A 13,504-nucleotide genomic window follows, 5' to 3' on the forward strand; every position below is an offset into this window, starting at 1 on the left:
TTAAAACAAGCCATTAGTGATATTCTTAGAAAATTTGGTACTGAGTATCGGATTGAACTCACAATGAATTATTAACGATTATTTTTGTCCTGTTACTTAGTTTTTGATTGTGAAAGGTAAAGTATAAATTGTTAATGTAAAATTTACATTCGTAAGATTAACCTAAATCTATCACCTTTTTCCTATCTTGCGAATAATAATGCCATTTTATGCAAAGACATCAAGCAACAATCAAAGAAATAGCTCAGGAGTTGGGAATCTCCATCTCAACGGTTTCGAGAGCTTTGCAAAATAATCCTCGCATTGGTTTACGGACAAGAGAAAGAGTTTGGGAAGTTGCCAAACTCATGCACTATGTGCCAAACCCAGCCGCAATACTTTTGAAGAAAAACAAAACTTCTACCATCGGTGTGGTGTTGCCTTATTTGCAAGAAGAGTTTTTTTCGATGGCAATTACTGGTATTGAAGATGTGGCTTTAGAAAAAGGTTATAATGTGGTAGTGAGTCAATCTCGTGATAAATTTGAACGAGAAGAAAAAGCCTTAAAATCATTTTTGAGTAGCAGAGTTGATGGCGTAATTGCATCGGTAGCTGCCGAAACTAATAATTATAGCCATTTCAAAGAATTAGAAAATTATGGCACGCCTTTGGTGTTTTTCGACCGTGTACCACGAAACTTAGAAGCTAATAAAGTTCGTTGTAGCATCACACAAGGAGCTTTTGAAGCAGTAGAATTCTTAATAAATAAAGGAATTAAAAAAATAGCGTTACTGAATGGACCTTCAAGTATGGAAGTTTCAGACGAGCGACTGAACGGCTATTTGATGGCAATTAAGAAATTTAAGCTACAAACTTCACCAAGTTATATTAAATCTACTGACTTATCGAAAGAAGATAGCATTGAAAAAATGATAGAATTGCTCGCCTTGAAAGAGCCGCCCCAAGCAATTCTAGCTTTCAATGACTATTTGGCACTTTATGCCATGCAGGTTTGTAAGCAAAAAGGCATTATTCCCAATAAAGATATATTGTTTGTGAGTTTTGCCAACCTACCTATGACATTTTATTTAGATAATCCTCCGCTTGCTTCGGTAGAGCAATTTGCGTACAATATGGGCATAAAATCGGCTGAACTCTTAATAAGTATTATTGAAAATCCTTCAACCGAAATGCCTCCTTACCAAGAGCTAATTTTGGCTACAAAATTGGTAGTGCATTAGAGCAGTTTAAACTTCTGTGTCTAATGCCAAACCTTGTGTCTCCAATCTAGAATCTTGAATCTGATTTTCAAACAAAGCAATCGGTTCGCTTTCTTTTTCTTTAACTTCAAAGAATCTTTGGTGAATATCAAACGGCTCGTCTTCGGGTGTAAGTGCACACATTACTTTTTTGTAAGTGCCATCTTCTTGCAGTTCGTAGGCATTGACGTTGTCACGTAAGTTATAGTCTAAAATGTGCATTATTTGACGTTTTACCTCATCATCAACCATTTCAAATAACGACTCAATTCGCTTATCGAAACTCCTAACCATTATATCGGCACTACCACCATAAAGTCTGGGTTGATTATTATTATGGAAGTAAAAAATACGAGCGTGTTCCAAGAAAAGTCCTACAACTGACCGAACGGTAATGTTTTCACTCAGACCTTTTCGTCCTGGACGCAAGCAGCAAATGCCACGAATAATCATCTTAATGCGAACACCAGCTTGCGATGCTTTATACAGTTCATCAATCACAAATTGGTCTTCTACCGAATTTATTTTTATGCAAATACCACTTGGTAAACCTGCTTTTGCATTTTCGGCTTCGAGCCTAATCATGTCAATTAGTTTATTTCTCATATCACGGGGTGAAGTGATAAGATACTGATAATCAGCAGGTTGTGAGTGTCCAGTAATGACATTAAAGAACTCCGAAATATCTCTTGTATAAGCAGGATTAGTTGTAAGCAAGCCAATATCAGTATAAAGTCTTGCTGTATCTTCGTTATAATTTCCACTGGCTAAGTGGGCGTACTGTACTACTCGATTGCCTTCTTTTCTTACAATGAGCATCAATTTTGTATGGGTTTTGTACCAACCAATGCCATAAATTACAAAGCATCCAGCCCTTTGCAATTTGTCGGCTTCTCTGATATTATTTTCTTCATCAAAACGAGCCTTTATTTCAAACAAAACCGAAACGTGTTTGCCATTTTCGGCAGCTTTCAACAGAGCTTGTGTTACACGAGATTTTTTTGCTAAACGATAAATTGTCAGTTTGATTGCCAGCACATCGGGGTCTTCAGCAGCCTTTTCTATTAGTTGCAAAACGGGTTCAAAATTATTGTATGGATGATGAAGTAAAAGGTCTTTTTCACGAATTACTTCAAAAATATCAACATTTTTGTCTCTCAATCGTACGGGAGTAACAGGCGGATGAATAATTGAGAGGTCTTCCTGAAATTCAGGATGACGAATGATTTGCCATAAACAAGTATAGTCAATGAGGCATTCATCAACAAAAATATTATATTTATCAATCTCCCAACGCTTTTGTAGCATTGTTACCATCCACTCATTGGCATTAGGTTCAATTTCCATGTAAACCACTCTACCCAATCGGCGACTTTTAATTTTTTGCTTTATTTCATCAACAAAATCGGCTTCAATATCGTCCGATTCTTCTAAGGTAAAATCGCCATTTCGTATAATTCTAAAGAGATTTACTGACTGAATTTCAACGTTTCGGTAAAGTTTTTTAATTTCGTGTCTAACGATTTCTTCAATGGGTAAAAACAAAACTTCTTCGCTACGCTCAATGGTAAAAAATCGTGGTAAATTGCCAGGAATTTGAACAAAAGATATTTTTTTGTTCTCACTATCGTCAGGAAAAAGTGTGGAACGATTGGCATCGGTCACAACTCCAAAAATTAAAGTTTTGGCAATCAATACAGGGAAAGCATGTGTATGGTCGAACAACATGGGCGTAAGCATCGGATACACCGTATTGTCGAAATAATTAATTGCTTCCTCTAACTCATTGGTAGTCAAGTCTTTAGTTTTTGCAACCTTAAATTTGTACTCCGAAAATAGCGGTGTTAGTTCATCTTTAAAAATACGGTCTTGTTCCTGCGAAAATTGCTTGATAGATAACATAAGAGCTTTGCGAAATGGAATTTCACGCAAGCCAGAATAATCTATGCGTTCTTTATTGAAATCAAGATAATTGTATAAACTACCCAAACGAACCGTAAAAAATTCATCAAGATTCGAGGCGGTTATGGCTAAAAATTTTAGTCTTTCAAACAGATTAAGGTCTTTTTCACGGGTTTGGTCAAGTACTCGCTCGTTAAATTTCAACCAACTCAAATCTCTACTCAAGTAATTAGATTGCTCAATACTATCTACATACCGATTGATTTTTGACTCTTGATTTTCACTTTTTATTCCTTGATTTTTGATAGGCGAAACCAGCCCATTTAAAAACGAAAAAAGGCTACCTTTCGAGCCTTTATCAGTTGGGATATTCATATTTTTATCTTCCATTGCTCAATAAAAAACTGTTTGCTTGCGAAATAAGTCAATTGTGGGCAAATATTCAAGGAATTAATGATAATTTAACATTCTAACTCATTTTATATTGACTCATAATGCTTCATTAAATTATGTTTACACAATGATTCTAAGTCACATTTAATTGAACTATCTTTACAGAAATTAAAAGCGGATTGCCGCTCCAATGCTTTATTCCATCCAATGAAACTACAGGTAAGTTGTCAAATTAATTATAGAACTCAAAAAAACGTACCTTTAGTCTTGATGTTACGTCCAAAAAGTAGCTCAGAGCAATTGATTGTTAAAGAAGAATACCTTTTAAATCCAGATGTGCCAGTTTCCGAATATAATGATTTATATGGTAATGTATGTCAACGATTAATTAGCCCCATAGGCGATTTCAGTATTAAAACATCAGCTATTGTAGAAACAAACGACCATATTGCAGTAAACTTTGGTGCTGAGTTTATACCAGTAGAAAACCTTCCCGATTCTACACTTTTATATCTTTTACCAAGTCGTTATTGTGAATCGGACAAGTTTTTATACATGGCTTCAGAAATTACGCAAAATCTTGCATTGGGGTATCCTCAAGTAGAAGCCATTCGTCAATGGGTGAGTAATAATATTATTTACAAATATGGTTATAGTTCTTCGTCGTCGTCGGCGTGTGATACAAATCAGGCCAGAATAGGAGTTTGTCGAGATTTTTCACATTTGGCCATTGCTCTTTGCCGTGCCATTAATATTCCTGCTCGTATGGTAGTTGGCTACCTTCACGAACTCAAACCAATGGATTTGCACGCTTGGTTTGAAGCCTATGTGGGTGGAAGCTGGTACACTTTTGATGCAACTCAAACTGAGCCAAAAGGAAACAGAGTGGTGTTGGCTCATGGACGAGATGCTGCCGATGTAGCATTGGCAACGCAGTTTGGAGACATGCATTTATTGAATATGTATGTATCGGTCGACGAAGTAAAATCAGTTGTATAATATGGTGAAGAGGAATCATTAAATCTTCCAAGAATAATTAAGCGATATTTTTCGTTATAAAAGTGCTATATTTTTATTATCTTTGCACCCATGTTTTTAAAAAGACCCCATATCGCCCTATTATTAATCGGTACTTTGCTGTTTTCTGCTTGTTCAAGCAAGTTTATGAAATTACAAAAGAAAGGCACGACCGAAGAAAAATATAAAGCTGCCAACGATTATTACAAAAAAGGAGACTATTATAAAGCAGGAACTCTTTTTGAAGAAATAATTCCGTTATTGAAAGGTGATTCTCTCGCCGAACAATCGCAATTTTATAATGCTTATGCACAATTTCAGCAGAAACAATTTAGCATGAGTGCCTATTTGTTCAAAACTTTTTATGCAACTTATGCCAATAGTCCATTAGCAGAAGAGGCGTATTACATGTATGCTTTGTCGATGTTTAAAGATTCACCCAATTTTAATCTTGACCAAACAAGCACACTTACAGCAATTGAGGCTTTACAGACTTTTATTAATTCTTATCCTGAAAGCAAATATGCCGAATCGTGTAATCAGAATTTAAAAGATTTGAGACACCGTTTGGAAGAAAAATCTTACGAAAAGGCAAAATTATATTATAAAACCAGCGGTGTAACGATTGCCAATTTTAAGGCAGCAGTTGTGGCGATTGATAATTTTCAAAGAGATTTTCCAGATTCTGAATATATCGAAGAGCTTTCGTTTCTAAAAGTACAAGCCCAATTCGAATTGGCAGAAGTAAGTTTTGAAACTAAACAAAGAGAGCGTTATACTGCCACCTTGAAGTTTTACGAAGATTTTATTGATGTTTTTCCTAAAAGTAAATATATCAAACAAGCCGAGAAGGTTTATGATGGAGCTACCAAAGGACTTGAAAAAGTGGCAAAGTACGAACAACAAGTAAAAGAATATAAGGCAAAAGAAGCAGAAAGAGCTGCTAAAGAAAAAGAGATTGCTTCGAAGAAAGATGAAAAAATAGGAGCTAATGAAATTAAAAAGTAAAAAGTACAGTTCTATACAAATACTCAGCATACGTAATACATAATTTTTTAAGATATGGCAATAAATCCTTCAATTGTTTCGAGAGACTTAGATAAACTCGCTGCCAAAACAGGCAATATCTATGAGTCGGTATATATTGCATCGCAACGTGCAAGACAAGTAGCGGTAAAAACCAAAGAAGAATTGACGCAAAAACTCGGTGAGTTTGCTTCAAATATTGATAATTTGGAAGAAATTTTTGAGAACCGTGAGCAAATCGAAATTTCGAGATTTTATGAGCGTCAGCCAAAACCAACTTCAGTTGCTTTGGAAGAGTTCATAGAAGATAAAGTAGAATACCGTTGGAAAGACGCTGAATAACGAGTCGATTGTCGATAGTTTTTTAGAAGATAATATTAGTAGCAGTCGGAGAAATCTGACTGCTTTTTTGGTTTTAAAAATAGAAATTGATAACTCGTGGAGCTGAACTCCGCTCGCTGTCAAAGGTTGATTTTTAAAAAGGATAATCAACGGCAATATTCAAAATTAGATTTTCTTTTCGCCATGATTTAGTAAAAGGGTCAATTTTATTCAGCACCCAACGCTCTTTTTCTGGCAACCATGGCTTGCGGAAAGGTGTAGCCAGATCAAGGCGTAGTTTGAAATAGCCGAAATCGAGTCTGAGTCCCAAACCCCCACCAACAGCAATTTGTTTGTAGAAATCCTTGCCAAAAACACCATCTTCGGTATAAAATGAGTTTCCATTGAACTTTGCCGACCACACATTTCCTGCATCAATAAAAGCTGCAAAATTGATTAATTGTGTAACTTTTATTCGTAGTTCGGAATTCATTTCTAATTTAATGTCGCCATAGGCATTAGTAAATATCGACAATGAATCTGCGGCAATATTGAAACTGCCAGGCCCAAGCGACCTTGCTCTGAAAGCTCTTATACTATTGCTACCACCAACAAAATATTGCTTTACTTGATAAGGTAAACTTATCGAATTTCCATAAGGAATTCCATATCCTAAAATAAGACGATTTGCTAAACGGAGATTGGGTGTTAAATCTAAGTAATATCTCATTTCAGTGTCAAAACGAACATATTGCTCATATAGGATATTAAAAAGTTGTTTTGAATTTTCTTTCTTTTTGTTGGCAAAGAGGCCTGCAATATTTCCTGCAATATCAACACCTGCATTGATATAAAAATATTGTCTGCTACTGAACGGCTGTTTTGGAGTATAAATAATATTATATTGCCCCCCCAAGATCAGGCGTGTTTCCAAAATTTTAAGGTAGCGTAACAAATCTTGAGAGTTATTACTCGATAAAATTTTAGTTACAAATTCTTCGCTGATATTTTTAGGTTTAATTAAGTTTATGGAAAGCGGCGTAAGATTGTGTTCTACTTCTGCATTTTTTCTCCAACTGTAGCTCAGCGAACTTCGCAGTGAAGTGATAGTATATTGCTTGTATTTATAGCTGGTACTATCTTCTCGTAAACCAACACCATTTTGTATGAGCCGCTCGTAGCCAACATTGATATTAGTTTTTGGTAATGCTTGATTTCGAGCAGTTTTTTGAATTTTATAAAAAGGCAAAAGAAATCTCGGAAAAGTCAGGTCAGCATCTCCCGAAAGACGATAATAACTATTGGCGTTGTTATTTATTTTTCCGCCCAATTGAAAATCAAAACCTCCATTTACACCTATTTTCAAAATCTCTGCTCCTCGAAAGATATTTCGGTTCGACCAGTTTACGCCCAGTAGTGTACCTGCTAAGTTATTTGAGCGAGTAAGGGCATCAAATTCTGCCTGAAAAGATTTGTTTTTTAGTGAAGTAAGGTCATAAACAACATTTATAAATGCTGAATCGGAGCGATTGACCAACTCAAAACGATTTTTGACAAACTTGAAATTTCGTAAATTTATCAAGCGAGATAAAGAAGCATCATGCGTTTGACTACTGTATAGACGGTTGGTATTGAAGCTAATGGCATCATTAAAAACTCTGTCATTATAAGCATTTTTAGGGTCAAAAACTCTAATACCACGCTTAGTGCGAATAGAGCCACGAGTGCTATCTTGAGTATCTACATATACAAAAATATTTTTTATTCGATATTGTTTTAGTGAAGTTTGGAGAACATTGGGTTTTAATTCTAAGTATAAATTTACTTTTTGCGTATTTTGGTTAGAATCTACTTTGATGATAAGAAAATCGGGACGAAAGAAATAATAACCTTTTAGTTTCAATGCTCGGTCAATACGTTCTCGTTCAATTTTTACATTTTCAAAACGATAAGGTTGATTGATTTTGAGCAGTGAATTTTCTTGTGTAAGCTGTAAGTTTTTTTGAAAAGTAGAACTGTCTTTATGAACAAATTGCACACTATTAATGCTATAACGAGGCATGACATTGGCATTATAAATAGCATTTGCTTTTTTGCCATTCACAATTAATTCGCCAGTAGCAGTTGAACGAAAATAACCTTCATTATTCAAAAAATTACTAATAATTTCGGTATTAGTATTTACAGCTCTTTTGCTGGCAAGCACGGGCGGTTCACCAAACTTATCTCTAAACCATCTACGAGGGCTTTTTCTGTTTTTTGGCTCTCCCAAAACATAATATAACCAAACTTTATAGGGAAAACCTAAGATAGTTTTATTAGGAACAGGTCTAATAATAGTAACTAATTGTTTATTGATAATTTTCTTTTGTTTTTTCGAAAAACTTGAATCGGCATTGACATTTACTTTCGCACCTGTATAAAGACTTTCTCCTTGTGGGATATATTTGCTGACGGAGCATCCCCAAAGTAAAAAAACATATGCCAATGATATTATCTTTTTTATACTCATTTTTTCTTTTCAAATAGCTCCTTAAAATATTCATAATCAAACGTTACAGAAAAGCTAACGCCTGTTTCTACCACAAAGCCATCAAGTATGGCTTGGTATTGATTTTTGCGATAGGCTGTAAATAAATACCTGCCGTCTTTACTAAGGTTATAATTCAGCGAAATATTGTCCACAATTTCGGTTGAATTCATAGTTCCTGTGGTGTTTTCTAATTGAAAGTTACGGCCAACAGTTATTTTTAATCGGTCATTCAAAAATGCCTTGCTTAATCCAACATTCAAATCGGTTTTTGCTTTGTTTATTCCTTCGGTATTAATTGCCGTAGAATTTAGACTGAAATCAAGTTTTACACCCTTAATAATATCGCCTGCTAATAAATTTAGTTGGTCTGTGAGTATTTTACTTACGCTTTGTCTGGCAATCGCTTCTGGATTTATACCCGAAAACAAACTATTCGATTGTCCTGTCGAAAACTTATTAGTTATTAATAGTGCAAATACTTGTTTGTTCATTTCTACTTGATTTTGTCTAATTTGGTCTAAATAGCCATCGTTCCTTACCGCTTCCGTAAGGTCAGTTGGAGCATTTTTACCAATTTCAATACCAAAATCAATGATTGGATTTGAAAGATTTCCACTCATTTTTAATTGTACATCTAAAGGTATTTTGCCAAATGATTTTGAATTTCCATCTTCTCTTGGCACATCAGCTACAATTTTATAAACTGCGGTTATATCTACCTGAGCTTGCATTGGATCGCCAGTCCATAGAAGTGAACTGCCTTTTTCGATGGCAAATTGTCTTTTCAGAAATGGCAATGTCAAATCATAACTACCCGAAGTAAGTTCATATAAACCCAAAACATAAGGTTGTCCACTTGGTGTAATACCTGTGTTAAGTTGGGCATTTCCTTTTACTTTAATATTATCGCCGTTGAGTTCGTCAATTATAACAGTTAATTGAGATTTATCATCAACTTCAATATTGAGTGAAATTTCTTCGGCAAAATCAAAAGTATTAATAAGTTCGGTCGAATCAATAGGAATTAAAGCACTTGGTTTTTTGAGATTCACAAACTCAATAATTCCTTCGGTATCGGCTTTGTCAATCTCACGGTCGGGCAATAAAACCGTAATGTCGCTGCCATTTTTTAGCTTTACATTTCCTTCAATGGCTGGTTTCGTTCCAACTCCTTTTACCTGCATATTAGCATCTATAAAACCTTGACCATAAAAAAAATCATTGTCTTTTCTACTCCCATTAAGTACCAAGAAGTTTTTGGCGTCAATGGAAAGATTATAGCTATAATTGGGAATATTTTGTAAAGAAAGATTCCCCGTTACAAACATGTTTTGCCCTAAAGTATCAGCAATAATAAATTTATTAAATGTAATCATGCTGTTTTTAAAAATAAAACTTTGATTGTTTATTCGATAATTTGCACCTAATTGGGTCAAACTAAAGGTGACAGAATCAAACTTTATCTCACCATCAATTACAGGTTTACTTGGTTCGCCTTTAAGAATCAGCGTGCCGTGTAAATTTCCTCTTGCATTTTTTAACTCTCCAAAACTAAAAGCCTCAACGGTTTTAGCTCCAACTTTATTAATATCTATTTTAAAATCAAGGGGCTTTTTTTCATTCAACAAGTACTTTCCAACTAAACGAACGTCGTTATTATTGCCCATAATAGTAGCCAAAACGTCAATTTTATTATTGGTTCCATTGGCGGCTTTTACGCTCAAGTCTCCAATCGGGATTTGAGTAAAAACAAAGTTTTTGACAGTTAAATCTCCAGTAAATGCTGGAGAAGTCATATAATCGCTGAGTTTGAAAAGCCCGTTGAGCGTACCAGCTGCAAGTGTAGAGTCGAGTGTAACCAGTGTTACAAATGGTTTGATTGCCAAGCTGTCGATCTGAATTTGTAGTGGCGAATTTGGTTCAGAAGAAAGACTATTAATTAATAATATTTGCCTGTTTTGCTTTAAAGTTAAATCCTTAATATATACTCCTTTTGGGCTATATTCTATAAAACCTGTTGAGTCAGATTCCCATTTTCGATAGTCAATTAAGGTGCCATTTTTACTCAAATTAAAACGGAGTTTATCCTCAATTGAACGGAGATTACCCGCTAAACTATAGCGATTGGCATTGAGCGAATCTTTAATTATGAGAGCCAGTGAGAGAATATTTTTAGAAACCTCCCCCCCAATAAAAGCCCGTCTAACTCTATAACCTTCATAAATTATTTGTGAAATATTGCCTTCATATTGAGCTTTGTTTCCTGTACCAAAAATCTTAAAACGTGTATTTCTAATACTCGACGTATCATATTCAATATAAGGGATAAAAAATGAAGCCTTCAACGTGGTATCTGCTTGGCTATCTAATTTGGCAGTTATCTTTATTGTATCTAATTTGGTTACTTCAGGTACAAAACTTTGAATTATTGGATGATTATTAAGTGTTGCATCAATATTTAGATTATAGGCATTTGTGGTCGGAGTATATGGCAATGCTGGTAATGCAAAATATTTATTTACTTCGGTTAGAACAATATCATTAAGTTGATTATAGTTAAAATTTCCATTGATTTGGGCATTCATGAAAGGCGATTTTAGAATAATATTTCGACCATTCTCAGTGTTTTTAATGTTTAAATTCACGCTATCTAATGGTATAATTTTACCATCTTTTTGTAAAATAGCTTTATTTATAATAATCTCTCCTATCGGATTTTCGGGGTCGGTAGAAGTCATATTTAGTTGAATATCACCTTTCAAATTGAGGTTTTCTGCATATAGTTTGAGCTTTTTCAAATCTAATTCATCAATCGAAATATCGCCCACAATAGTAGGATATTCTTCTGCCAAATTTACCTGAGCTACAATTTTCACCTTAGCATTTTCGTCATTTACTGAGCCTTTAAAATCTGCGATTTGATTTTTTATATTTCCGTCTAAAGTTAAATTATTATATTCATAGCCTTGAAGTTCTATTTTTTGAGCAATACCAACAACACTTGCTTGTATCGTTTTAGGGTCGAATCCTGTGCCTTTTACTGTTGCATCGAGGGTAAGTTTGCCTACCGAAGATATGCCATTTGTTTTGACTTGTTTAGTAAACTTTCCGAGGTCGAAATCTTTAAATATAATTCTTCCATCATATTTCTGATTTTTGTCTGCAGTAATATTTTCCAACTTTCCTTTAAACGATGCACCTCCAAGGTCTGATTCTAAAGCCGCATCAACAATTAAATTTTGCAATTTGCCTTTGATAGAGCCTTTAATGCTTACAAACTCAGGAAGTTCAATGCTTTTCGGAATGGAACTATCGCCCGCTATCTGTAAAATATCTTTTTTGGTCAAACTTAGCTCCCCAATATTCATATCAAAAGCTAATTTTTTGGGATTAGGCAGGCCCAAAATACGGCCCTTCACTTGTAAACGTGTTTCACCAAAACCATCAATCGTTAATTTGGGAACAAATAGATTATTAACCGTTCCACTTGCAATGCCATCCGCTTTTATAATATCATTTTCTCGACCTTTAAATGAAGGGTTTTTAGCTAAGTCAGGCACCAAAATAAGTAAATCTTTTACGGCTAATTGACTTTTTTTAAGATTGAGTTTCAACCCTATATTCCCTAAGTTATTAGTAAAATCATCAATAGATTTATATTGCATCGAAAACTCATCTTGCAAAAGCGTATTTGGTGTTTTGAGGAGTAGTTTTTTTAAACTTATTTGCTTGTCTGTATAGCTAAAATTGGTGCTAATGTTTTGCACGATAAGCCCACTGCGTTCGCTAAAGGTAGCTTTGTCTAATTGTCCCGATATGAGTTTTGTACTAAAAATAAAATTATTTAAAGTCAAACCAAGGTTTTTTAGGTTGAGGTGCGAAGCGTCAAACCCTTTTGGTTGGGTAACAGCATTGAAATCATCGTAGCGAATACTATTATTTTTGACTTGTGTTTTAGCAATATTTATTACCCAATTGCTCGGTTCACTCGCCTCATTATTTGTTTTTTTAGGTTTTTTTACGAATTCTACGAGTGTTTCTGTATTTTCAAGAAAAATATTCTTTAAGTTTATTTGTTGTCTTGCTAAGTAAAAGCCTTGTCCTTCAGCTGCAAATTTGCCTAATTTTACTTTGTTTTTTATTCCGTCTTCTGCACTTTCAAATGACCAGTTTAGGTTTGCTAAATTGATTTTTTTTAAGTAAAAATCAAGTGTATCAGAAGGGTTTTTGTTTGTAGATGCCACTTCTAAATTTGAAGAGGAGCGTAGTGGTTTATAAAGATTGAGTGAAACCGTTCCGCCATCACCGTTAATTTTGGCGAAATGGTATTGTGATTTATCAAAATTAAACTTATCAAATTCGGTTTCTAAAAAACTCAAATTTACATCGGCGTCGGTGCCTAAAATAGCATCTTTATAGGTAATTTTTACATTGGAAAGTTTAACCCTTTTTAAACCAATATCAAAAGGTGTTGACGGCGTAGTTTTGACAGTATCACCAGTGTCGAAGGCTAATATAACAAAATTGAAATTATATAAAGTGTCGGGAAGAGTACGATTTATTTTTACACGAATATTCTCTAATTCTACTTGATTGATAGCGACTTTGTTTTGTAGTAAAGCCAACATATCGATATCAACATACAGCTTTTTACCTGCAATAAGCGTATCTTTTTGAAGGTCTTGGATATAAACATTTTCAAGGGAAATCCAGTTAGGAATTTGAAACCTAACTTTACCTACCTCAATTTTAGTATTTAACTTTTTTCGTAAATAGGAAACGACTTGTTTAGTCAGAAAATCCTGTCCTGTGGGTGATTCTAAAAAGATATAAAGTCCCCCAAACAGCAACAAGATTCCAACTAATAACCACCCTATAATGTAAAGAAGTCGTTTCATGGATGTAAAATAACACTCAATATAAGCACAAATAACGTTTCAGCCAAAGACTTAGCATGAAGTTTTTGATTTTTATTATGAAATGTTACAATTTTGCGAGATATTAGAGTTTTTAATAGACAAAAATTGAGCCTAAAAAACAAAAAGATATTACTCGGTGTTTCTGGAAGTATCGC

At 34.4% G+C, this 13,504-nt stretch carries 7 protein-coding genes; 4 read left to right on the plus strand and 3 right to left on the minus strand.

Annotated features, from left to right (window positions below; all coding sequences use genetic code 11):
* Positions 1-209: 209 nt before the first annotated feature.
* A complete protein-coding gene (locus ACH2CJ_RS11235; RefSeq protein WP_394992898.1) occupies positions 210-1,220 on the plus strand; it encodes a LacI family DNA-binding transcriptional regulator in 1,011 nt (336 codons plus the stop codon).
* Positions 1,221-1,226: 6 nt separating this feature from the next.
* On the opposite strand, the gene ppk1 is transcribed toward ACH2CJ_RS11235, so the two are convergent.
* Positions 1,227-3,530: a polyphosphate kinase 1 gene (gene ppk1, locus ACH2CJ_RS11240; RefSeq protein WP_394992899.1), complete on the minus strand. Its 2,304-nt coding sequence runs from the start codon at positions 3,528-3,530 to the stop codon at positions 1,227-1,229.
* A gap of 273 nt (positions 3,531-3,803) precedes the next feature.
* On the opposite strand from ppk1, the gene ACH2CJ_RS11245 reads away from it, so the two are divergent.
* From ACH2CJ_RS11245 to ACH2CJ_RS11255, 3 genes are all read left to right on the plus strand, one after another.
* Positions 3,804-4,532, plus strand: a complete 729-nt coding sequence (locus ACH2CJ_RS11245; protein WP_394992900.1) for a transglutaminase family protein — start codon at positions 3,804-3,806, stop codon at positions 4,530-4,532.
* A 90-nt stretch (positions 4,533-4,622) separates the two neighbouring features.
* The gene (locus ACH2CJ_RS11250; RefSeq protein WP_394992901.1) at positions 4,623-5,558 is read left to right on the plus strand and encodes an outer membrane protein assembly factor BamD; all 936 of its coding nucleotides are present in this window, start codon (positions 4,623-4,625) and stop codon (positions 5,556-5,558) included.
* 54 nt (positions 5,559-5,612) lie between these two features.
* Positions 5,613-5,918, plus strand: a complete 306-nt coding sequence (locus tag ACH2CJ_RS11255; protein WP_394992902.1) for a DNA-directed RNA polymerase subunit omega — start codon at positions 5,613-5,615, stop codon at positions 5,916-5,918.
* Positions 5,919-6,051: 133 nt separating this feature from the next.
* Here ACH2CJ_RS11255 and ACH2CJ_RS11260 read toward each other — a convergent pair whose 3' ends face one another.
* Both ACH2CJ_RS11260 and ACH2CJ_RS11265 read right to left on the minus strand, forming a co-directional pair.
* Entirely contained in the window at positions 6,052-8,385 is a 2,334-nt protein-coding gene (locus ACH2CJ_RS11260; protein ID WP_394992903.1) for a BamA/TamA family outer membrane protein, read from the minus strand.
* Positions 8,386-8,405: 20 nt separating this feature from the next.
* Positions 8,406-13,328 (minus strand): translocation/assembly module TamB domain-containing protein, encoded by a 4,923-nt coding sequence (locus ACH2CJ_RS11265; RefSeq protein WP_394992904.1) that lies wholly within the window; start codon positions 13,326-13,328, stop codon positions 8,406-8,408.
* Between the last annotated feature and the right edge of the window lie 176 nt (positions 13,329-13,504).

Origin of the sequence: Emticicia sp. (genome assembly GCF_043780375.1) — a bacterium.
Classification (GTDB): Bacteria; Bacteroidota; Bacteroidia; order Cytophagales; family Spirosomataceae; genus Emticicia.

Excerpts from the sequence above, each read along its gene's own strand:
- ppk1 (WP_394992899.1), bottom strand. The coding sequence starts at position 3,530 with ATGGAAGATAAAAATATGAATATCCCAACTGATAAAGGCTCGAAAGGT.
- ACH2CJ_RS11255 (WP_394992902.1), top strand. The coding sequence starts at position 5,613 with ATGGCAATAAATCCTTCAATTGTTTCGAGAGACTTAGATAAACTCGCT.
- ACH2CJ_RS11250 (WP_394992901.1), top strand. The coding sequence starts at position 4,623 with ATGTTTTTAAAAAGACCCCATATCGCCCTATTATTAATCGGTACTTTG.
- ACH2CJ_RS11265 (WP_394992904.1), bottom strand. The coding sequence starts at position 13,328 with ATGAAACGACTTCTTTACATTATAGGGTGGTTATTAGTTGGAATCTTG.
- ACH2CJ_RS11235 (WP_394992898.1), top strand. The coding sequence starts at position 210 with ATGCAAAGACATCAAGCAACAATCAAAGAAATAGCTCAGGAGTTGGGA.
- ACH2CJ_RS11245 (WP_394992900.1), top strand. The coding sequence starts at position 3,804 with ATGTTACGTCCAAAAAGTAGCTCAGAGCAATTGATTGTTAAAGAAGAA.